The organism is Kitasatospora sp. NPDC051170 (genome assembly GCF_044455705.1).
GTDB lineage: Bacteria > Actinomycetota > Actinomycetes > Streptomycetales > Streptomycetaceae > Kitasatospora.
In genome coordinates, this window is record NZ_JBITFA010000002.1 from 291,701 (window position 1) to 312,319 (window position 20,619).

Sequence of the window (20,619 nt, forward strand, 5' to 3'; positions counted from 1 at the left end):
CAACCCGGGGCCCACCCGCCGGGCGGTGTGCGCAAGGCCCACCACCCACCGGGGGGGGCACCCCAGGGGCGCCCCGCCCGGGGGGGGGGGGGGGGTCCCCCCGGGGGGGGGGGGGGCCCCCGCCTCTTCAGCCCAGCCTCTTCAGCCCAGCCTCTTCACCCCAGCCGGTGCACCCCGCCAGGCGTCACCGCCAGGTCCACCGCCCGGTCGTGCTCCTCCGCCGGCACCCGCTCCAGCAGCTCCGAGCCGTACAGCAGCACCGCCAGCACCGGCCGCGCCCCCGCCCGCTCCAGCCGTGCCAGCACCCGGTCGTAGCTGCCCCCGCCGCGCCCCAGCCGCAGCCCCCGCCGGTCCACCGCCAGCCCCGGCAGCAGCACCACCGAGGCCCCCGTCACCGCCTCCGGCCCCAGCCTCGGCCCCGACGGCTCCAACAGCCCCCGCCCGGCCGGCTCCAGCGCCTGCGGGCCCGCGTACTCGGCCCAGTCCAGGTCGTTGTCGGGCAAGAGGACCGGCAGCAGCACCCGCACCCCGCGCGAGCGCAGCGCGTCCAGCAGCGGCCGCGTCCCCGGCTCCGCGCCCACCGAGACGTACGCCGCCACCGTGGCCCCCGGCTCCGCCAGCTCCCCGGCGTGCCCGGCCAGCCCCCGGGCCGCCGCCTCCCGCTCCTCGGCCGACAGCGCACGACGGTCGGCCAGGAGCCGTGTCCTCAGGCCGCTCTTCTCGTTGTGCATCAGATCCTCCACGTCACGCACCCTCCACGTCCGCCGAGCCTGTCACGGGAAAGGCCCCCGCGATTGTCCACGCCGCTGCTGGTCCAGGCCCTGGCCGCCCTGTGCGTCCCCTCCCTGGCCGGCACCACCGTGCTCGGGCTCCGGCTGCGCCGCCGCACCGCCGAGGCGTCCGCCCGGGAGGCCCGGCTGAACGAGCGGACCGCCGAACTGGGGGCCCGCTGCGCCGAACTGGAGCGCACCGCCTCCTGCGACCCGCTCACCGGCGTCTGGAACTACCGCCACCTTCAGCTCACCCTGGACCGCGAGATCGAGCGCGCCCGCCGCGCCGAGCACAGCGAACAGGGCGAGGGCCCGCGCCCGCTGGCCGTCCTGCTGCTGGAGATCGCCGGGTTCGACGCCGTCGTCGCCGAGCACGGCCGCGCCCGGGCCGGCGCCGTGCTGCGCGACCTCGCCCAGCGCCTCGCGATGGAGATCCGCCGCGCCGACACCCTCGGCCGCTACAGCGGCGAGGAGTTCCTGGTCGTCCTGCCGGACACCGGGGCCGAGGGCGCCGCCCAGGTCGCCGAGCGGCTCGTCTGGTCCGTGCGCCGCCATCTGCTGCTCGACTGGTCCTCCGGCCCGCGCGAGCCCCGCCCCGCGCACGGCAACGGACTGACCGCCGCCGTCGGCGTCGCCGTGCTGCCCGAGGACGGCACCCACGCCGCCGTCCTGCTGCGCGCCGCCGACCGGGCCCTCGCCGCGGCCCGCGCCGCCGGGGGCGACTGCTGGAGGAGTACGACCGACCGGGCCGCTCCCGCCGCGGGGGGCGGCCCGACTCCCGAACGTGACCGTTCGGGAAAGGCGGGTAGTCTGTCCGCCTGTGCCGGACGGGAGCCCCTCGCCCCGCCCGTCGCCTCCCATTCGCCTGCCACCGTGGCCGGGCCCCGCGACCTGCTGCCCTAGTGGGGCGACCGCGCCCGGCCGGGTGAAAACATGCCTGAGTAAGGTAAACGCATGACGACGACCAGCTCCCGAATTCCGGTCACCAAGGCCGTGGTCCCCGCGGCCGGCCTGGGCACCCGCTTCCTTCCGGCCACCAAAGCGACGCCGAAGGAGATGCTGCCGGTCGTCGACAAGCCGGCCATCCAGTACGTGGTGGAGGAGGCCTCCGCCGCGGGCCTGTCCGACATACTCATGGTCACCGGCCGCAACAAGCGCGCCCTCGAGGACCACTTCGACCGCGCCTACGAGCTGGAGGAGCTGCTCGTCCGCAAGGGCGACGAGGACCGCCTGCGCCGCGTCCGGGAGTCCGTCGAGCTGGCCAACATGCACTACGTCCGCCAGGGCGACCCGAAGGGCCTCGGCCACGCCGTCTCCGTCGCGGAGCAGCACGTCGCCGGCCAGCCCTTCGCCGTCCTGCTCGGCGACGACCTGATCGACCCGCGCGACCCGCTGCTCGCCCGCATGATCGAGGTCCAGCAGGAGTTCGGCGGCTCCGTCGTCGCCCTCATGGAGGTCGAGCCCTCCCAGATCCACCTCTACGGCTGCGCCGCCGTCAAGGCCAACGGCTTCGGCGAGGACGTCTTCGAGGTCACCGACCTGGTCGAGAAGCCCGAGCCGGGTGAGGCCCCCTCCAACTACGCCGTCATCGGCCGCTACGTCCTCGACCCGCTGGTCTTCGACGTGCTGCGTGAGACCAAGCCCGGCCGCGGCGGCGAGATCCAGCTCACCGACGCCCTGCGCGAGCTCACCACCCGCGACGCGGCCGAGGGCGGCAAGGTCCACGGCGTCCTCTTCAAGGGCCGCCGCTACGACACCGGCGACCGCGCCGACTACCTGCGCGCCATCGTCCGCCTCGCCGCCGAGCGCGAGGACCTCGGCCCGGAGTTCCGCTCCTGGCTGCGCGGCTTCGTCGCCACCGAACTGCAGGACTGACCTTTCGTTAGAGAGTGAGCCGCCGATGACCGGGTCCCCGAAGCACCACACCGCGCCTTCCGCCTGCTGTGACGCCTCCGGGGACCGGGCACCGGCGGCTCCTCGCCTGTGGAGCGTCGACGAGCACCTCACCGACGTCCTCGCCGAGATCGGCCCCCTGCCGCCCATCGAGCTCCAGCTCCTGGACGCCCAGGGCTGCCGCCTGGAGGAGGACGTCCGCGCGGGCGGGGACCTGCCGCCCTTCGACAACAGCTCGATGGACGGCTACGCCCTGCGCACCGCCGACACCGCCGGCGCCACCGACACCTACCCCTCGGTGCTCTCGGTGGTCGGCGACATCGCCGCCGGTGCGGGTGAGCTGCCCAAGGTCGGCCCCGGCCAGGCCGCCCGGATCATGACCGGCGCCCCCCTGCCGCCCGGCGCCCAGGCCGTCGCCCCCGTCGAGTGGACGGACGGCGGCACCGGCACCGGCGCGCCCGCCGCCGCGATGGCCGCCCCCGTCGAGGGCGAGGAGGTCCGGGTCCTGCGCCCGGTCGCCGAGGGCGCGCACATCCGCCGCCGCGGCAGCGACGTCGCCGCCGGCGAGACCGTCCTGACCTCCGGCACCCGGCTCGGCCCCGCCCAGCTCGGCCTGCTCGCCGCGATCGGCCGGGCCACCGTCAAGGTCCGCCCGCGCCCGAGGGTCGTCGTGCTGTCCACCGGCAGCGAGCTGGTCCAGCCCGGCGAGCCCGTCGGCCCCGGCCAGATCGCCGACTCCAACAGCTTCACCCTCACCGCGGCCGCCCAGGAGGCCGGCGCCATCGCCTTCCGCGTCGGCGCCGTCCCCGACGACGCCGAGGTGCTGCGCGCCGTCCTGGAGGACCAGCTCGGCCGCGCCGACCTGATCGTCACCAGCGGCGGGGTCAGCGTCGGCGCGTACGACGTGGTCAAGGAGGTCTTCGAGTCCTACGGAGGGGTGGACTTCCGGCGGCTGCGGATGCAGCCCGGCAAGCCGCAGGGCTTCGGCCGCATCGGCGGGCGCACCGGGGTGCCGCTGCTCGCCCTGCCCGGCAACCCGGTGAGCGCGTACATCTCCTTCGAGTTGTTCGTCCGCCCGGTCATCCGCACCATGCTCGGCGCCTCCGACGTCCACCGCCCGGTGGTCCGCGCCCTGTGCCCCGTGGCCCTGCGCTCCCCGGCCGGCCGCCGCCAGTTCCTGCGCGGCGCCTACTCGCCCGCGGACGGCACCGTCCGCCCGGTCGGCGGCGCCGACTCCCACCTGGTCGGGGCCCTCGCCCGGGCCGACTGCCTGATCACCGTCCCCGAGGCCGTCACCGACCTGCCCGCCGGCAGCGAGGTCGACGTGGTGTTGCTCGACTCCTGAGCGCCCGGAGCCGTGAGGGCGGTCACGGCGCTCGCCCCGAGCCGAAGGGCGCGCCGGTGTCGAAAGGGAGAAGCGAGGGAGCGACGAAGGAGCGAGGGAGCGCCGACCGTCGACACCGGATTTCGAGCGCCCGGAGGCGAGCGGGGCGGTCACGGCGCTGTACGGTAGCGCGGTATTCCGCCCGCGCGCCCCTGGAGTTCCCCGTGACGACACCGCCCCCAGGCGACCGCCTGACCCACGTCGACGAGCAGGGCGCGGCCCGGATGGTCGACGTGTCCGAGAAGGCCACCACCGCGCGCACCGCCGTCGCGGCCGGGCGGGTCAGGGTCTCCCCGAAGGTGGTCGAGCTGCTGCGCGGCGAGGGCGTGCCCAAGGGCGACGCCCTCGAAGTGGCCCGCATCGCCGGGATCATGGGCGCCAAGCGCACGCCCGACCTGATCCCGCTCTGCCACCCGATCGCCGTCTCCGGCGTCAAGGTCGACCTCGCCGTCGCCGACGACGCCGTCGAGATCACCGCCACCGTGAAGACGGCCGACCGCACCGGCGTCGAGATGGAGGCCCTGACCTCGGTGACGGTGGCCGCGCTGACCGTCATCGACATGGTCAAGGCCGTGGACAAGGGCGCCGCCATCGAGTCCGTCCGGGTCCTGAGCAAGACCGGCGGCAAGAGCGGCGACTGGTTCGCCCCGGAGGTCGAGCAGTGAGCGAGGTGGGCGCGAAGGCCCTCGCTGTGACCGTCTCCAACCGCGCCTCGGCCGGGGTGTACGAGGACAGGGGCGGCCCGCTGCTGGTCGCCGGCCTGACCGCGATGGGCTTCGCCACCGACGGCCCCCGCGTCGTCCCGGACGGCGAACCGGTGGAGGCCGTGCTGCGCGAGGCCGTCGCGGCCGGGTACGACGTGGTGCTGACCACCGGTGGCACCGGCATCTCGCCGATGGACCTCACCCCCGAGATGACCGCCCGGGTGATCGACCGCGAGGTCCCCGGCATCGCCGAGTCCGTCCGCGCCTACGGCCGCGACCGGGTGCCCACCTCGGCGCTCTCCCGCGGGCTCGCGGGGCTCGCCGGGCGGACCCTTATCGTCAACCTGCCGGGCTCGACCGGCGGAGTCCGGGACGGCCTGGCCGTCCTGGAGCCGCTGCTCGCCCACGCCGTGGACCAGCTGCGCGGCGGGGACCACCCCCGGCCCGACGCCCCGGCCTCCGGCTCGGGCGCTCACTCCGGCTCCGACTCGGGGAGAGCGCACTGAACGCGGGTGCCGGCTGGCCGGTGGAGCTCCAGGAGGGCGAGGTCGTGCTGCGCCCGATCCGGCGCCGCGACCAGGGCGAGTGGCAGGAGATCAGCCGCCGCAACCGCGACTGGCTGCGCCGCTGGGAGGCCACCGTCCCGCCGGGCCCGGCCGGTCAGGCCGCGGGCCCCCGCCCGACGTACCGGCAGATGGTCCGCTTCCTGCGCAACGAGGCGGCGGCCGGCCGGATGCTGCCCTTCGTCGTGGTCCACAAGGGCCAGATGGTGGGGCAGTTGACGGTCGGCGGGATCACCTGGGGCTCGATGTGCGCGGCGAACGTCGGTTACTGGATCGACGAGGCGGTGGCCGGCCGGGGCATCATGCCGACCGCCGTGGCGCTTTCGGTGGACCACTGTTTCCGCACCATGGGCCTGCACCGGATCGAGGTCTGCATCCGCCCGGAGAACGCCCCGAGCCGCCGGGTGGTGGAAAAGCTCGGCTTCCGCTCGGAGGGAATCCGCCCGCGTTATCTCCACATCGACGGCGACTGGCGTGACCACCTGGTGTACGCACTGACCGCCGAGGAGGTTCCGGAGGGGATGCTGGAGCGCTGGCGGGCGCTCAGTTCCGGCCGCGAGCCGAATAATTGAATATATGTTCGAAAGAAATATCGATATGGCATCGGCGCCGCACCGGACCGGCACAAATACCGGCAAAATAGTCGGAGAATCAGCTTGATCACACGACACGCCGCGCCAAATTGCTGCCGCGCCTTCGCCACCGCCCGTACGGTGTGAATCGTGAGCAGTAGCGGCCTTATCTACGCCGTCATCGTAGGGGCCTGGGCCGCCTATCTGGTGCCGATGTGGCTCCGCAGGCAGGACGAACTCAACGAGGCGCGCCCGACGGAACGCTTCAGCACCGCCATCCGCCTGCTGGCCGGGCGTTCGGCGCTGGAGCGGCGGGCAGCCCGGGCCCTGGGCGACGAATCGCGTGACGAGAAGAACACCGACGGCCCCTCCGCGCAGGAGGAGGCCGCCCCCGGCGACCCCGACGTGCGGGAGCCCGAACCCCCGGCCGGGCGGCCCGCTCCGGTGCCCGCTCCGGCGCCCGTTGCGGCCGCGGTTCCGGCGCCCGCCCCGGTGGTCCCCGGCGGTGCGGAGCGCAGGGCGCGGCTGCTGGCCCGCCGGCGCCGGATGGTCACCGTCCTCTTCTTCGCCTTCGCCCTCGGCGCCGTCTTCGCCGCGGTCTTCGGCCTCGCCTTCCTCTGGGTCCCGGCCGTGCCGGCGGCCCTCCTCACCCTGTACATCGGCCACCTGCGCCGGCTGGAGCGCCAGCGGTTCGAGGTGAAGCTGGACCGCGACCGGGCCGTCCAGGCCGCCGAGCGGCTGCGCAAGCGCGAGCAGCAGCGCGCGGCGAGCACGGAGGCCGTCACCGAGCACCGGCCCGTCGAGGAGCCCGCCGCCCCGGCGGCGCCCGTCGGGGAGCGCGCCGCCCGCCGCCAGCACCTGCGGCTGGCCGCCGACCCGTCGCCCGCGACGCCCACCGCCTCCGCCGTCGCGGAGGTCACCGAGCACGAGGAGTGGGTCGACGGCATGCGCGAGCGCGGCGCCGCGGGCCCGGACTCCTGGGAGCCCGTGCCCGTCCCGCTGCCGACCTACGTCACCGCGCCGGTCGCCCCCCGGGTCTCCCGGGGCCTCGACCTCTCCGCCCCCGGCACCTGGACCTCCGGGCGCCCGGCCGAGCCCCGCAACACCCCGCTGTTCGACCAGTACGCCGAGGCCCCCGCCCCGGAGTCCCGCCCCCGCGCCGCCAACGAATGAGGGGGGTGACCGCCCCCGACCAGGGGGGTGGTCACGGACCCCCTCCGAAAGGTGCTAGAGTTTCTTCTCGTTGGGGCTGTGGCGCAGTCCGGTAGCGCACCTCGTTCGCATCGAGGGGGTCAGGGGTTCGAATCCCCTCAGCTCCACCCAACGAAGTCCCGCCGGGAGGTAACTCCCGGCGGGACTTCGCATTTCCGGGCCTTCGCCTGGCCGGGGCCGCGCGGTTCCCGGGCCCCGCGGTGTGTGCGGGGGTGCTGTGGCGGGCGTCACAGCGGCGTCGGGGGAGTGTTTCTGACGCGGTTTGGGGCTCAGGGGGGTCGGTTATGGTGGTTGGGCCCAGACGCTGACGCCGGAACGATCTGGTCTAACTCAACGGGGTGCCATCGCGGTGCGCGAGTTCGGTTCGAGAGCCTGGACCATCGGGGCGGCCGTCCTCGCGGCGGTGTCGATCGCGGTGTTCGCGTACCAGCGGCACCTGCACGGGGCGAGCATGGTCGACATGCTGGTCTACCGGGCGGAGGGCCAGGCCGTCGTGAACGGCGACGACCTCTACGCGATGCGCCTGCCCGGATGGGACCTGCCGGCCACCTACCCGCCCTTCGCGGCGATGCTGTTCGTGCCGAGCACCTGGTTCGACGTGAGCACCCTGCGCGTCCTGGTGATGCTCGGCAACTACGCGCTGCTGGCCCTGGCCGCCCACCTGTCCTTCCGGCTGGCCGGCTGGCCCGCCAAGCGCAACCGCCCGGCCGCCGTGCTGCTGGCCACGGGCGTCGGGGTCTGGCTGGAGCCGGTCTACACCACCTTCCAGTACGGCCAGGTGAACCTGGCCATCCTCTGCCTGGTCCTGTGGGACCTCACCCGCCCGGACCGCTCCCCGCTCAAGGGCGTGGGCATCGGCCTGGCCACCGCGATCAAGATCACCCCCGGGCTGTTCGCCGTCTACCTGCTGCTGACCGGCCGGGTGCGCGCCGCGATGGTCTCCGGCGCGACCTTCCTGGCGGCCGCGCTGATCGGCTGGGCCGCGCTGCCGGACGCCTCGTACGGCTTCTGGACGAAGTACCTGTGGGACCCGAGCCGGGTCGGGGTGACCGTCCTGGTGGACAACCAGTCGCTGCGCGGGGCGGTCTGCCGGCTGCTCGACGTCAACGACCCCGGCACGGTCGGGCTGATCGCCACGGCGCTCGTCGCCTCCCTGGGGATCGGGGTGGCCGTGCTGGCCGGGCGCTCCGTGCGGGTGCTGCGCCGGGCCGACGCCTGGGGCGGGGTGTGCACCGCGCTCACCGCGCTGCTGGTCTCCCCGATCAGCTGGACCCACCACTGGGTCTGGTGCCTGCCCCTGCTCGCCCTGCTGGCCGCCGAGGCCAGGACGACCGCCCGCCGGGTGCTGCTCGGCGTGACGGCGACGGTGTTCCTCTCGCACATCATGTGGCTGGTGCCGCACCGGTGGGGCCGCGAGGTCGGCTGGAACTGGCAGCTGCCCGGCTCGATCTACCCGCCGATCGGCATCGCGGTCCTGGTGGTCATCGGCCTGCGCCTGTACCGGGTGCGCCGCCGGGCCGCCGGGGAGGACGGCTCCTGGGCGTTGCCCGCCTCCGCACTCGACCACGACGACGCACTGACGAAACAGGGCTGACGTGACCACCGAGACCACCAGGACCACCGAGACCCGATCCGAGGCGACGGAGACGGCGGACGCCGCACCGACCGGACGGGCCCGGCGGCTGGAGGCCGCCCTCACCCCGGGCCGGCGGACCCTGCTGCTCACGGCCCTCTGCTTCGTCACGATGCTCGCGGTCGGCATGCAGGGCTGGGTGTCGGTCGGCCTCGGCGGCTTCGACCTCGGCATCTTCGACCAGGGCGTGCGCGGCTACGCCCACTTCGGGCTGCCGGTCTCCACGCTCAAGAGCTTCCACCACGAGTTCCCGCCCGGGTTCTCGCTGCTGGGCGACCACTTCTCGCCCGTCCTGGCGCTGCTCGCGCCGCTGTACTGGATCTGGGACGACCCGCGCTCGCTGATCCTCGGTCAGTCGCTGCTGTTCGCCGCCGGGGTGCCGCTGATCCGGCGGATCACCGCGCACGGCTTCGCCGCCGCCGAGCCGCGCACCGCCCGTCGCGCCGCCGACCTGGCCGGGCTCGTCTACGCGCTCGGCTGGCCGCTGCTCGTCGCCGCCCGGGTCGGCTTCCACGAGGTGGCCTTCGCCGTCCCGCTGATCCTGCTGATGCTGGAGCGGGGCCTCGCCCGGCGCTACGGCACGGTGGTGCTCGCGGCCCTGCTGCTGTGCTGCACCAAGGAGGACCTCGGCCTGATGGTCGGCGCGTACGGGCTGGTGCTGCTGCTGCGCACCCGCCGTACGCAGGACCGCGCGGGCCGCTTCACCGGGCTGGGGCTGCTGATCGGCGGGCCCCTCGCGGCGGCGGTGGCGATCAAGTGGCTGATCCCCGCGATGGGCGGCGAGCCGGGCTACTACTGGAACTACACGGCGCTCGGCGCGGACGGCGGGGACGCGCTGCGGCACCTGCTGCACAACCCGTTCCTGCTGGTGCAGACCGCCTTCGACCAGCCGCTCAAGCCGCTGCTGCTGCTCTGGCTCTTCGGGTCCATGCTGCTGGTGCCGCTGCGCTCGGCCACCGTGCTGTGCCTGGTGCCGCTGCTGGCCGAGCGCATCCTGTCCAGCAACCCCAACCACTGGTCGGTCGCCCGGCACTACGACTCGATGCTGTGGCCGATCCTGCTGGTGTCGGCCGTCGAGGTGCTGGGCCGCCTCAGCGCCGCCGACCGGCCGGAGCCGCTCGTACGGCGGGCCCGGCTGACGGGCCTGGGCGTGGCCGGGATCGCGCTGGTCGCCGCCGTGCCGATCGGGCTGGCGCAGCTGGCCGTGCCCTCCTCCTGGGCGCCCCGGGCGAGCGAGGCCGCGCTGGTGCGGGCCGCCGCGCTGATCCCGGACGGCGCCTCCGTCGAGGCGGACAACCAGATCGCGCCGCGGCTGACGGCCCGTACGGACGTGGTGCTGGTGGACGGCACGCCGCGCGGGCGCGCCTACGTGCTGACCCGCTCGGACAAGCGGTCCTTCCCGTTCAAGACGGACAAGGAGCAGGCCGCCCGGATCGAGCTGCTGCTGGCGCACGGGTACCGGCAGGTGTGGGCCGAGGACGGGGTGGTGCTGCTGCACCGGGAGGGCTCCGAGCCGATCCCGGGCGAGCACGTGCCCGGGCCGGGCGGCAAGCCGGTGCAGGACGAGGTGCCCTCGGACGTGGGGCACGACCTCTTCCGGGGCTGAGCGCGCTCCCGAATACGCGCGAACACGCGCCGAGGGCCCGGCCGGATGACTCCGGCCGGGCCCTCGTTCGCTCGTTGCGCGGGGCTCAGTGGCGCTCGGCGTGGCCCTCGTGGTGGTGGTGCGTGCCCGACTGCGGCGGCACGGAGCCGTAGCGGCCCGGGCGGTGGCCGCGGGGGTGCCGGGTGAGGTTGTAGCCCAGGACGCCCGCCAGCGCGGCCAGGAAGCCGCCGCCGATCGTCCAGTACCAGCGGCTGTTCCAGCCGGAGAACCAGCCGGTGTACCAGTGCTCCTCCTCGGCCACCGGGGCGGCGGCCTTGGCGGTGGAGGCGCCGCCGCCCACCGGCGGGACGAGCGGGGCCTTCAGCTCCCCGCCCTCCGGCTGGGCGTTGTCGGCGTCGCCCTTGGCGGCGACGTGCAGCTGGACGGAGGCGGCCAGGCCCAGGTCGGGCTGCGGGGCGTCGGTGACCGACAGCCGGACGTAGTACGTGCCGGGCAGCGGGTCGCCGGACCACGGCTCGGCCCAGGTGCGGACCTCGCGCAGGGTGCAGCTGAGCTGGAGGCTGGTCGCCTCCTTCGCGCCCGTGGCGTTCTGGGTGCCGGCGGTGCACGCCTGGCGGCGGCGCAGCCCGTCGAAGACCTCGACCGACCAGGTCTGCGGGCCGTGCCGGTCCGCGGTGGGGGCCAGGTCGACGCCGAGGGTGATCGACGGGGTCTGGCCCTCGGCGGCGCCGAAGGCCCAGTACAGGTAGTCGCCGGTGGAGGCGGCCACCTTGGCGTCCTGGCCGGGGGAGAGGTTCACCGCGGTCAGGAAGGTGGTGCCCGCCTTGGTGGCCGGGGCGGGGGCGCCGCCGGTCGCGCTCGCGGAGGGCGAGGGCGAGTCGGCGGAGGCCGCCGGGGCGCCGAGGGCGAGGGCGGGCAGCAGGGCGAGGGCGGCGAGGGCGCCGCGGAAGGTCCTACGCATGATCAGTTCTCCCGCCAGACGGAGATGCGCCAGCGGGCGATCCAGCCGAAGACCAGGCCGAAGAGCAGGCCGGCCAGGGTGAGGGTGAGCAACAGGATCCAGCCGCGGCCGAGGCCCATCGCGGCGCCCTCGGGGGAGGGCGAGGCGGCGGTCAGGTCGACGGTCAGCTCCAGCGGCATGCCGGGGTCGGCCTGGACGCCGGTCGCCGGGGAGGCCGAGTTGCTGACGACCAGGCAGACGGTGGTGTCCGGCTTGTCCTTGTCCTTGTCCTTGGCCGAGGTGCTCGGGCTCGCGGTGACGTAGCCCTTGGAGTCGTCGGTGGACCAGCGCAGGCCCGTGGAGACGACGTCGGTGCGGCTGCTCCCCGCGTCGGTGCCGCGGACCAGCTCCTGGCCGGCGGCGCTGGTGGCCTGCAGCAGGACGCCGTAGTCGCGGTTCACCGCGCGGTCGAGCGAGACGCTGACGGAGGCGCGCAGCTCCTGGCCGGACTTGACCGGCACCTTGTAGACGCGGTGCTCGGAGAACTTCTCGCGGTCGCTGTAGACGCCCGGGGCGAGCACCGGGGCGTTCTCGCACTTGTCGGTGCCCGCGGTCTTGACCGGGGCCACCGTGTAGGTGTCGTTGGTGCGGTCGACCAGCTGCTTCACCTTGTCGGTGAGCTGCTGCGGGGTGCGGACGTCGGTGTAGCTGCCGCCGGTCGCGTTGGCGATGCACTGGAGCTGCTGGCGGGTCTTGTCGTCGTGCGCCAGGCCCAGGGTGTCGACCACCAGGTGGATGCCCTGGGAGGCGAGCTCGCGGGCCACGTCACAGGGGTCGGGCGGGGTGCAGGTGTCCTCGCCGTCGGTGATCAGCACCACGCGGCGGGTGGTCTCGCCCTTGCCGAGGTCCTGCGCGGCGCCGCGCAGCGCCAGGCCCATCGGGGTCCAGCCGGTGGGGCGCAGGGTGGCGACCGCGGTCTTGGCCTCCACCTTGTTGGTCTTGCCGACCGGGAACAGCTGCTTGGTGTCCTGGCAGCCGAGGTTCTTGTCGTTGCCGGGGTAGGTCGCGCCCAGGGTGCGGATGCCGAACTCGGTCTCGGGGGGCAGGGCGTCGATCACCTCGTTCAGCGACTGCTGGGCCACCGAGATGCGGCTCTTGCCCTGGATGTCGGTGGCGGTCATCGAGCCGCTGACATCCAGGACCAGGTCGACCCTGGGAGCCTCCTTGGGGGCGGCGGGGGTGGCGCCGGCTGTCGGTTCGTCGGCATGCGCGGGCACGCCCAGCAGCAGCGAGGCGCCGGTTATCGCCAGGGCGGCCAGCAGGCTGCCGATCCTGGTCTTCGGTCGTCGTCCGGTATTCACGCGGCGATCCTAGGGATCATCAGTTCGCCAAGGCCAAACGAGCCCGCCGCAGGGCGCCGGGTTCACGCCGCTTTCACAGGGGCCCCGCTAGCCTGCGTACGCCACGGGTGGGGAGGCGGTAGCGGATGGAGCTGACGGCGGTCGGCAAGCGGTACGGGCGGGGCGGCCGGTGGATCCTGCGCGGGGTTCATCTGGTGGTCGGCCCCGGGGAGTTGGTGCGGATCGCGGGGACGAACGGGAGCGGCAAGTCGACGCTGCTGCGGCTGGCGGCCGGGATCGAGCGGCCCAGCACCGGCAGGGTCGCGCGGCCGGGCCCGGTGGCGTACGTGCCCGAACGCTTCCCGCCGGCACTGCCGTTCGACGCGGCCTCGTACCTGCTGAGGGTGGGCCGGGTGCACGGGCTGTCGGCCGGGGAGGCGCGGCGGCGGGCCGGGCTGTGGCTGGACCGGTTCGGCATCGCGGACCGGGCGGGCACGCCGCTGAGCCGGCTGTCGAAGGGCACCTGCCAGAAGGTGGCGGTGGCGCAGGCGTTGATCGCCGAGCCGAGGGTGCTGCTGCTGGACGAAGCCTGGACGGGGCTGGATCCGGAGGCCCGGGCGGTGCTGGACGAGGCGGCCGCCGAGCGGGCGGCGCAGGGCGGCGCCGTCCTGTTCGTGGACCACGACCCGGCCCGGCTGGCCGGGCGCACCGGCGCCGTGTACCGGGTCGGCGCGGACGGCGCGCTGCGTCAGGAGGCGCTGGAGGCACAGGAGGCGCCGTACGAACCGGGCGGCCCGGTGATGGAGATCGAGGTGGACGTGCCGGACGGCTCCCCGCTGCCCGAGCGGCTGCCCGGTGCGCCGGAGCGCTCCGCCCTCGGCGGGACGGTGGTGCGGCTGGCGGTGGCCTCCGCGCACTCGGACGCGCTGCTGCGCAGTCTGCTGGTGGGCCGTCCGGCGGTGCGGGTGCTGGCGGTGCGGCGGCGGGAGGGGGAGGGGTGACGGGAGGGGGAGCGGTGGGCGCCGTCGGGGCGCTGACGCGGTACCACCTGGAGCTGCTGGTGCGCTCGCACGCCTGGCTGCCGCCGTTCCTGGCGTTCGTGCTGCTGATGGTGATCGGGGTGCAGCAGGGCGATCCGCTGCTGGGCGGTCTGGGGTTCGGCGCGGGGGTGCTGGTGCCGGTGAGCGCCTGGTTCGTCCGGGCCGCGCTGAACGCCGAGCCGCCGGCCTCGCGGGCCTGCCTGGTCGCGGCGGCGGGCGCGGCCCGGGTGCACCTGGGGGCACTGCTGGCGGCGCTGACGGCCGGTCTGCTGCTGGCGGCGGCCGGGGTGGCGGCGCTGTGGGCGGTGAGCGGGCCGGTGGCGAACAAGGGCGCCGGGAACGCCCCGGGCGTGGGTGAGGCGCTGACGGCAGGTCTGGCGGCTGCGGTGGTCTGCGTGCTGACGGGGGTGCTGGCCGGGGCGCTGGGCAACCGTCCGGTGCTGCTCCGCTCGCCGTACGGCATCCTGGCGACGCTGGGGCTCTCGGCCGCCGCGCTGGTGGTGCCGGGCTCCCCGGCGAACGGCGCGGTGAGCGGCCTGGTGACGGCGGCCCGGACGGGGCTGGTCGCGGCGCCGTGGCCGGAACTACTGCTCGCCCTCGCCCTGTCGGCCCTGGTGGGAGCGGTGGTGGCGCCACTGGCGGGGCGTCGGCCCGAGTAGTGCGTGTGAGCAGTCGGTCTGAGTGGCGGTCAATGGCGGACACACCGGGTCGAAGAGCCGATAAACATGGATAGCGCTCGTTAGGGTGCGAAACCGGGGCTGCCCGGCCCCGGCCGGCCTGTCCGACACCCGTCCGACGTCCCTGGAGCGACCCGTGGCGACACCCTCCGCCGTGACGAGGTCCGCCGCCGGGCCCGGCCGGCCGGTGCGGCCGGGGCGCACCACCGAGCTCGTGCTGACGGTGGCCGCCGTCCTGGCCGCCGTGTTCGGCTACGTCGAGGTCGGCGTCAACCTGGACGGTGAGGTGCCCGCCGACGCGGCGCAGTACGGCGGGGCGCTCGGGGTGCTGGCGCTGGCGGCGCACGCCGTCGTCCGGTGGCGGGCCCGGTACGCGGACCCGCTGCTGCTGCCGATCGCCGTCCTGCTCAACGGGATCGGGCTGGTGGTGATCTACCGGCTGGACCGGGCCGGCCCCGGCCGGGCCGCGGCCGCCTCCACCCAGCTGCTCTGGTCGAGCCTGGGGGTGGCGCTGTTCATCGCGGTGGTGCTGCTGGTGCGCGACCACCGGCGGCTGCAGCGCTACGCCTACCTCGGGGCGCTGGTGGCGCTGGTCCTGCTGGTGCTGCCGGTCTTCTTCCCGCCGGTGTACGGCTCCCGGATCTGGATCGTGATCGGGCCGCTGTCCTTCCAGCCGGGGGAGTTCGCCAAGATCCTGCTGGCCGTCTTCTTCGCCGCCTACCTGGCGGTGCACCGGGACGCGCTGGCGCTGACCGGCCGCCGGGTGTGGCGCTGGCAGCTGCCGCGCGGGCGGGTGCTGGGGCCGGTGCTGCTGATCTGGGCGGCGTTCGTCGGGGTGCTGGTGCTGGAGACCGACCTCGGCACCTCGCTGCTGTTCTTCGGCCTGTTCGTGGTGATGCTCTACGTCGCCACCGCCCGTACCGGCTGGATCGCGATCGGGCTGGGCCTGGCCGCGGTCGGGGCGGTGACGGTGGGCTGGCTCTCCCCGCACGTGCACAGCCGGGTGACGGACTGGCTGGACCCGCTGGGCTCGATCGCGGCGGGCCGGGGCGCCAACCAGATCGCCCAGTCGCTGTTCGCCTTCGCCTGGGGCGGGGAGCTGGGCACCGGGCTGGGCAACGGCCACTCGGTGCTGATCGGCTTCGCCGCCAAGTCGGACTTCATCCTCGCCACCATCGGCGAGGAGCTGGGCCTGACCGGGCTGTTCGCCGTCTTCCTGCTGTACGCGCTGCTGATCTCCCGGGGCTTCCGGACGGGCATCGCCCTGCGCGACCCGTTCGGGCGGCTGCTCGCGATCGGGCTGGCCGCGATCGTCGGGCTGCAGGTGTTCGTGGTGGCGGGCGGGGTGCTCGCGCTGATCCCGCTGACCGGGATGACCCTGCCGTTCGTCGCCCAGGGCGGGTCCTCGGTGGTCACCAACTGGATCATCGTGGCGCTGCTGGTGCGGATGAGCGACATCGCGCGGAGGCCCGCGTGAGGAAGACGTCGAAGGGCAACGGCCCGCAGGGCCTGCCGGGGATCTCGATCACCGGGCGCCGGGCCGCGACCTTCTGCCTGCTGCTCGTCGCGGCGCTGTGCGTCCAGGCCACCCGGGTGCAGGTGTTCGAGGCCGAGGGGCTCAACGGCAACAGCGCCAACCAGCGGCCCGTCCTGGAGCGGTACGCCCAGCCGCGCGGCGACATCCTGGTCGGCTCCGACCCCGTCACCACCTCGGTGGCCACCCACGGCCGGTACGCCTACAAGCGCGGCTACACGGACGGCCCCACCTTCGCGGCCGTCACCGGCTACTCCTCCCAGGCGTACGGCAACACCCAGCTGGAGGGCACCGAGGACGCCCTGCTGACCGGCACGGACGGCCTGCTCGCCGGCTGGTCGCCGTGGGACGCGGTCACCCGGAAGCAGAACCCCGGCGGGGACGTGTACACCACGCTCGACCGGGCCGCCCAGGAGGCCGCGATGCGGGGCCTGGGCCGCCAGCAGGGCGCGGTGGCGGCGATCGAGCCCGCCACCGGCCGGATCCTGGCGCTGGCCAGCACGCCCTCCTACGACCCGGGGAGCTTCGCGGGCTACGGCTCCTCCGACCAGGAGGCGTGGAACCGGCTGCGGACCGACGCCGACCAGCCCATGCTCAACCGCGCGCTGCGCCAGACCTACCCGCCGGGCTCGACCTTCAAGGTGGTCACGGCCGCCGCCGCGCTGAGCGCCGGGGTGGTCACCGACCCGGACGCGCCGACCGCCGCGCCCTTCCCGTACGTCCTGCCCGGCACCACCACCCCGCTGGTCAACGACGCCGCCGTCTGCGACCAGCCGGGCCGCTCGCTGGCCGCCGCGATGACGGCGAGCTGCAACAGCGTCTTCGGCTACCTGGGGGTGCGCACGGGGCTGGACCGGATGGCGCGGACGGCCGCGGACTTCGGCTTCAACGACCCGAGGCTGGACATTCCGGTGCGCCCGGCCCGCTCGAACTTCGACACCCGGATGGACGAGTCCCAGCTGGCGCTCTCCTCCATCGGCCAGTTCGACACCGCGGCCACGCCGCTGGTGATGGCGATGGTCGCGGCCGGGATCGCCAACGACGGCACGGTGATGCGTCCACAGCTTGTGGACAGACTGACGAAGGCCGACGGCACCGTGGTCCGGCAGATGAGGCCGGCCCCCTACCGGCGGGCGGTGACCCCGGAGGTGGCCGGGCAGTTGCAGCGGCTGATGACCGGCGTGGTGGAGAACGGCACCGGCGGGAACGCCCGGATCGCGGGCGCCGTGGTGGGCGGCAAGACCGGCACCGCCCAGCACGGGGTGGACAACAGCGGGACGCCGTACGCCTGGTTCATCGCCTGGGCCAAGCCCGCGGGATCGACGGCGGTGCCGCCGGTGGCGGTGGCGGTGGTGGTCGCGGACAGTGATGCGACGGACGTGAGCGGTGGGGCCCTGGCCGCGCCGATCGCCCGCTCGGTGATGCGCGCGGTGCTGGGCGGCTGAGCCCGGGGCCGGACTTGGGGGCTAGAAAGCGTACGAAGTGTCCGGTTCGTGGTGTCTCATGCGACGATTCGTCCAATGCGCCGATCGGTATCGTTTGTTGACGACACTGGCGCTTTCGCGGGGTACTGTCCCATGTTTGTTCGGTTGATCCCCGATGACACCCCCCCGGCGTCACGGGTGACCGACCACTAGGACACCCTCCCCCGCCTAGAAGGACCGTGGTTTTGGCTGGCAACACCCTCGGCTCGCGCCTCCTGCGACGCAAGCCCGTCTCGTCCCTGATCGCGGAGAGTGAGGGCCACGGCCTTCCGGCGGGCGCGCCCGCGGAGGGCGGACGCTCCGGCATCCACCTGCGCCGCACCGTCGGCCTCTGGCAGCTGTCCTCGATCGGCATCGGCGCCACCATCGGCACCGGCATCTTCTTCGTGCTCGGCAGTGCGGTGCCGCAGGCGGGCCCGGCCGTCATCCTGTCCTTCGTGATCGCCGCGGTCACCGCCGGACTCACCGCGCTCTGCTACGCCGAGATGGCCTCCGCGATCCCGGTCTCCGGCTCCTCGTACTCCTACGCCTACGCCACCCTCGGCGAGGGCGTGGCCTTCGGCGTGGGCATCTGCCTGCTGATGGAGTACGGCGTCTCGGCCTCCGCGATCGCGGTCAGCTGGGCCGAGTACCTGAACAAGTTCCTCGACCTGGCCTTCGGGGTCAGGATCCCCGAGCAGCTGTCCGGCGCCCCCGGCGGCGGTCACTGGTTCAACCTGCCCGCGCTGCTGCTGGTCGCGATGATCTGCTTCCTGCTGGTGCGCGGCGTCAGCGAGTCGGTGAAGGTCAACGCGGTCATGGTCGCGACCAAGATCGTGATCCTGGTGCTGTTCGTCTGCGTCGCCCTCACCGGATTCCACTCCGGCAACCTGACCCCGTTCATGCCGCTGGGCATCGGCGGGGTGCAGATGGCCGCGTCCAGCATCTTCTTCTCGTTCATCGGCCTGGACGCGGTGTCCACCGCCGGTGAGGAGGTCAAGAACCCGCGCCGCACGATGCCCCTGGCGATCATCATCTCGCTGGTCGTGGTGACCCTGATCTACATCCTGGTCGCGCTGGCCGGCATCGGCGCCCAGCCCTGGGGCGAGTTCAAGGGCCAGGAGGCGGGCCTCGCCCAGATCATGCAGGACATCACCGGGCAGAGCTGGCCCGCGATGATCTTCGCGGTCGGCGCGATCGTCTCGATCTTCAGCGTCACCCTCGTGGTGATCTACGGCCAGACCCGCATCCTGTACTCGATGGGCCGCGACGGCATGCTGCCCAAGCGGTTCGCCGAGGTCTCCCCGCGCACCGGCACGCCGGTCTGGAACACCATCGTGGTCGGGGTCGGCGTGGGCACGCTGGCCGCCTTCGTCCCCCTGAACGTGCTGGCCGACATCACCTCGCTGGGCACCCTCATCGCGTTCTCCGTCGTGGCCGTCGGCGTGATCATCCTGCGCCGCACCCAGCCCGACCTCCCGCGCGGCTTCAAGGTGCCCGGCTACCCCGTCGTCCCGCTGCTCAGCATCGGCTTCTGCGCCTACCTGATCAAGGGCCTGCACGCCGACACCTTCCGGGCCGGCGGCATCGCCCTCGCCGTCGCCGTGGTCGTCTACTTCGGCTACAGCATCAAGCACTCGCGGCTGGAGCAGGGGACGCCGAAGGAGCCGGTCGAGGTCGACGCGCGTTGACCCGGCCGTTACCCGATCGTGAAGGGCCGCCGAACGTCGCCGAACTGGACGACACCGGGCGGCCCTTCGCGTGTCACGGCACGAACTGTGCCCTGCGCAGTGGCGACAGGGCCCGTCCGGCAGCCCTAACCTTCCACCATGGTGAGCACCCGCACGTCCGGCTACTCCCGCACGCGCGGCCGCTTCACCGGCCGCGCCAGAACGCCGGCCACGTCCCTCCCCTCCGAAGCGCCGACCGGGCCCGGACGCCCCGCGCGCGGCTCCACCGGCCGGCCCTTCCCCCGGCAGCGTGGCGAGAGCACCTTTCCGCCCACGCCCGATCGGCTGAATCCCGCGCGCCTGGCCTCCATGCGCTCCGTCCAACTGCTCGGCTGCCTCGTCGCGGCCGGCTGGGCGGCCGCCTTCCCGCTCGTCTCCGACCTCGAGAACCAGCGGCTGTGGGGCCTGATCGCCGCCCCCTCCTACCTCCTCGCCGGGCTCCTCTGCCTCGCCCTGCCGCGCCGCGTCGCCTCCCGGGCGGCCGCCGCCGCGGCCCTCCTCGGCGCCGTCGTCGCCCCGCTCGCACTGCTCGCCCTGACCGGGCGCCACCAGTCCGAGGTGATGGTCGTCGAGCGCTCCGCGCACCTGCTGCTCACCACCGGTGACGCCTACCTGCCGCACACGGCGGTCGTCACCGACTACAACCCGTACCTGCCGGCGATGTCCCTGTTCGGGATGCCGCGCCAACTGCTCGGCAGCTCCAACGCCTTCACCCAGGTCGCGGGGGACGCCCGGATCTGGTTCGCCCTCGCCTTCGTCGTCTGCCTGCTGGCCGCCTGGCGGCTGCTGCGCCCCTCGCGCCGGAACACGACCGACCTGCGGGCGCCGCTGCTGCCGCTGGCCGTCCTCACCGCCTCGCCGCTGATAGCGCTGGCCCTGGTCGTCGGCGGGGTGGACCTGCCGCTGATCGGCGTCTGCTGCCTGGCCATGGCGCTCGCCGACCGGGACCGTCCGGTCGGCGCGGGCCTGGTGCTCGCCCTCGCCTGCACCCTCAAGTGGACGGCCTGGCCCGCCCTGCCCGTCGCCGTCCTGCTGATCTGGCACCTGTACGGCCGCAGGCCCGCCGCCCGGGCCGCCCTGATCTCGGTGGGCGCCAGCCTCGCCGTGATCGTGCCCGTCTGGCTGCGGCAGTCGGACGCGCTGCGCGACCAGGTCGTCCGCTTCCCGCTCGGGCTGACCGCGATCCGCACTCCGGCCGGCAGCCCGCTGCCGGGCAAGGTGCTGGCGGGCTTCGGGCCCACCGGGCACACCATCTCGCTGGCGCTGGTCACCGTGGGCGCCGTCGGGGTGGCCATCTGGCTGCTGGCCCGTCCGCCGGTCTCCGCGATCGGGGCCGCCGACCTGCTCGCCGCCGGGCTCACGATCGCGTTCATCTTCGCCCCCGCCGGGCGCTTCGGGTACCTGGGGCTGCCCGCGGTGCTGCTGATCTGGCCTCGGCTGGCCGCCCGGCGCTGGAACAGCCGCCGCCCGGTGCCGCCGCCCAGGGCGGCCGCGGAGCCCCCGCTGCCCGCCCTGCCGCTCGGCTGACCGGCCCCGGACACGACGGAGCCCGTCCCGC

The 20,619-nt window shown here is 74.3% G+C and carries 18 protein-coding genes and 1 tRNA gene; 16 read left to right on the top strand and 3 right to left on the bottom strand.

Annotated elements, in window-relative coordinates; all coding sequences use genetic code 11:
- Positions 1 to 155: 155 nt before the first annotated feature.
- Positions 156 to 731, bottom strand: a complete 576-nt coding sequence (locus ACIBCA_RS04905) for a 5-formyltetrahydrofolate cyclo-ligase (protein ID WP_396281400.1) — start codon at positions 729 to 731, stop codon at positions 156 to 158.
- Positions 732 to 794: 63 nt separating this feature from the next.
- Between ACIBCA_RS04905 and ACIBCA_RS04910 the strand changes: the two genes are divergently transcribed.
- The 10 genes from ACIBCA_RS04910 to ACIBCA_RS04955 all read left to right on the top strand — a co-directional run bounded on the left by ACIBCA_RS04910 (position 795) and on the right by ACIBCA_RS04955 (position 10,337).
- The gene (locus tag ACIBCA_RS04910; RefSeq protein ID WP_396281401.1) at positions 795 to 1,673 is read left to right on the top strand and encodes a GGDEF domain-containing protein; all 879 of its coding nucleotides are present in this window, start codon (positions 795 to 797) and stop codon (positions 1,671 to 1,673) included.
- A 51-nt stretch (positions 1,674 to 1,724) separates the two neighbouring features.
- Positions 1,725 to 2,645 (top strand): UTP--glucose-1-phosphate uridylyltransferase GalU, encoded by a 921-nt coding sequence (gene galU / locus ACIBCA_RS04915; protein WP_396281402.1) that lies wholly within the window; start codon positions 1,725 to 1,727, stop codon positions 2,643 to 2,645.
- Between the two features lie 25 nt (positions 2,646 to 2,670).
- Positions 2,671 to 4,008, top strand: coding sequence for a gephyrin-like molybdotransferase Glp (glp, locus tag ACIBCA_RS04920; protein ID WP_396281403.1), 1,338 nt, complete (start codon positions 2,671 to 2,673; stop codon positions 4,006 to 4,008).
- A gap of 263 nt (positions 4,009 to 4,271) precedes the next feature.
- Positions 4,272 to 4,712 (top strand): cyclic pyranopterin monophosphate synthase MoaC, encoded by a 441-nt coding sequence (moaC, locus tag ACIBCA_RS04925; RefSeq protein ID WP_396281799.1) that lies wholly within the window; start codon positions 4,272 to 4,274, stop codon positions 4,710 to 4,712.
- Positions 4,709 to 5,257: a molybdenum cofactor biosynthesis protein B gene (locus tag ACIBCA_RS04930; protein WP_396281404.1), complete on the top strand. Its 549-nt coding sequence runs from the start codon at positions 4,709 to 4,711 to the stop codon at positions 5,255 to 5,257. The genes moaC and ACIBCA_RS04930 overlap by 4 nt, the downstream gene beginning before the upstream one ends.
- Positions 5,258 to 5,277: 20 nt before the next feature.
- Entirely contained in the window at positions 5,278 to 5,886 is a 609-nt protein-coding gene (locus tag ACIBCA_RS04935) for a GNAT family N-acetyltransferase (protein ID WP_396281405.1), read from the top strand.
- A 150-nt stretch (positions 5,887 to 6,036) separates the two neighbouring features.
- Positions 6,037 to 7,059 carry a gephyrin-like molybdotransferase receptor GlpR gene (gene glpR, locus ACIBCA_RS04940; protein ID WP_396281406.1) on the top strand — a complete coding sequence of 341 codons (1,023 nt, stop codon included), beginning with the start codon at positions 6,037 to 6,039 and terminating at the stop codon, positions 7,057 to 7,059.
- A gap of 72 nt (positions 7,060 to 7,131) precedes the next feature.
- A tRNA-Ala gene (locus ACIBCA_RS04945) sits at positions 7,132 to 7,205 on the top strand.
- Positions 7,206 to 7,447: 242 nt separating this feature from the next.
- A complete protein-coding gene (locus ACIBCA_RS04950; protein ID WP_396281407.1) occupies positions 7,448 to 8,692 on the top strand; it encodes a glycosyltransferase 87 family protein in 1,245 nt (414 codons plus the stop codon).
- Between the two features lies 1 nt (position 8,693).
- Positions 8,694 to 10,337 carry a DUF2079 domain-containing protein gene (locus ACIBCA_RS04955; protein ID WP_396281408.1) on the top strand — a complete coding sequence of 548 codons (1,644 nt, stop codon included), beginning with the start codon at positions 8,694 to 8,696 and terminating at the stop codon, positions 10,335 to 10,337.
- 85 nt (positions 10,338 to 10,422) lie between these two features.
- Here ACIBCA_RS04955 and ACIBCA_RS04960 read toward each other — a convergent pair whose 3' ends face one another.
- Both ACIBCA_RS04960 and ACIBCA_RS04965 read right to left on the bottom strand, forming a co-directional pair.
- Positions 10,423 to 11,298, bottom strand: coding sequence for a peptidase (locus ACIBCA_RS04960; RefSeq protein WP_396281409.1), 876 nt, complete (start codon positions 11,296 to 11,298; stop codon positions 10,423 to 10,425).
- 2 nt (positions 11,299 to 11,300) lie between these two features.
- Complete coding sequence (locus ACIBCA_RS04965) at positions 11,301 to 12,638, bottom strand: VWA domain-containing protein (protein ID WP_396281410.1); 1,338 nt, start codon at positions 12,636 to 12,638, stop codon at positions 11,301 to 11,303.
- A 125-nt stretch (positions 12,639 to 12,763) separates the two neighbouring features.
- On the opposite strand from ACIBCA_RS04965, the gene ACIBCA_RS04970 reads away from it, so the two are divergent.
- The 6 genes from ACIBCA_RS04970 to ACIBCA_RS04995 all read left to right on the top strand — a co-directional run bounded on the left by ACIBCA_RS04970 (position 12,764) and on the right by ACIBCA_RS04995 (position 20,588).
- The gene (locus tag ACIBCA_RS04970) at positions 12,764 to 13,618 is read left to right on the top strand and encodes an ATP-binding cassette domain-containing protein (protein ID WP_396281411.1); all 855 of its coding nucleotides are present in this window, start codon (positions 12,764 to 12,766) and stop codon (positions 13,616 to 13,618) included.
- The gene (locus tag ACIBCA_RS04975; RefSeq protein ID WP_396281412.1) at positions 13,615 to 14,316 is read left to right on the top strand and encodes an ABC transporter; all 702 of its coding nucleotides are present in this window, start codon (positions 13,615 to 13,617) and stop codon (positions 14,314 to 14,316) included. The genes ACIBCA_RS04970 and ACIBCA_RS04975 overlap by 4 nt, the downstream gene beginning before the upstream one ends.
- A 172-nt stretch (positions 14,317 to 14,488) precedes the next feature.
- Positions 14,489 to 15,811 carry an FtsW/RodA/SpoVE family cell cycle protein gene (locus ACIBCA_RS04980; RefSeq protein ID WP_396281800.1) on the top strand — a complete coding sequence of 441 codons (1,323 nt, stop codon included), beginning with the start codon at positions 14,489 to 14,491 and terminating at the stop codon, positions 15,809 to 15,811.
- Complete coding sequence (locus ACIBCA_RS04985; protein WP_396281413.1) at positions 15,808 to 17,313, top strand: penicillin-binding transpeptidase domain-containing protein; 1,506 nt, start codon at positions 15,808 to 15,810, stop codon at positions 17,311 to 17,313. Before ACIBCA_RS04980 ends, ACIBCA_RS04985 begins: the two co-directional genes overlap by 4 nt.
- 218 nt (positions 17,314 to 17,531) lie before the next feature.
- Positions 17,532 to 19,022 (top strand): amino acid permease, encoded by a 1,491-nt coding sequence (locus tag ACIBCA_RS04990; protein WP_396281414.1) that lies wholly within the window; start codon positions 17,532 to 17,534, stop codon positions 19,020 to 19,022.
- A 348-nt stretch (positions 19,023 to 19,370) separates the two neighbouring features.
- Positions 19,371 to 20,588, top strand: a complete 1,218-nt coding sequence (locus ACIBCA_RS04995) for a glycosyltransferase 87 family protein (RefSeq protein ID WP_396281415.1) — start codon at positions 19,371 to 19,373, stop codon at positions 20,586 to 20,588.
- Positions 20,589 to 20,619: the final 31 nt, after the last annotated feature.

Excerpts from the sequence above, each read along its gene's own strand:
- ACIBCA_RS04995 (WP_396281415.1), top strand. The coding sequence starts at position 19,371 with ATGCGCTCCGTCCAACTGCTCGGCTGCCTCGTCGCGGCCGGCTGGGCG.
- ACIBCA_RS04960 (WP_396281409.1), bottom strand. The coding sequence starts at position 11,298 with ATGCGTAGGACCTTCCGCGGCGCCCTCGCCGCCCTCGCCCTGCTGCCC.
- ACIBCA_RS04905 (WP_396281400.1), bottom strand. The coding sequence starts at position 731 with ATGCACAACGAGAAGAGCGGCCTGAGGACACGGCTCCTGGCCGACCGT.
- galU (WP_396281402.1), top strand. The coding sequence starts at position 1,725 with ATGACGACGACCAGCTCCCGAATTCCGGTCACCAAGGCCGTGGTCCCC.
- ACIBCA_RS04970 (WP_396281411.1), top strand. The coding sequence starts at position 12,764 with ATGGAGCTGACGGCGGTCGGCAAGCGGTACGGGCGGGGCGGCCGGTGG.
- moaC (WP_396281799.1), top strand. The coding sequence starts at position 4,272 with ATGGTCGACGTGTCCGAGAAGGCCACCACCGCGCGCACCGCCGTCGCG.
- glp (WP_396281403.1), top strand. The coding sequence starts at position 2,671 with ATGACCGGGTCCCCGAAGCACCACACCGCGCCTTCCGCCTGCTGTGAC.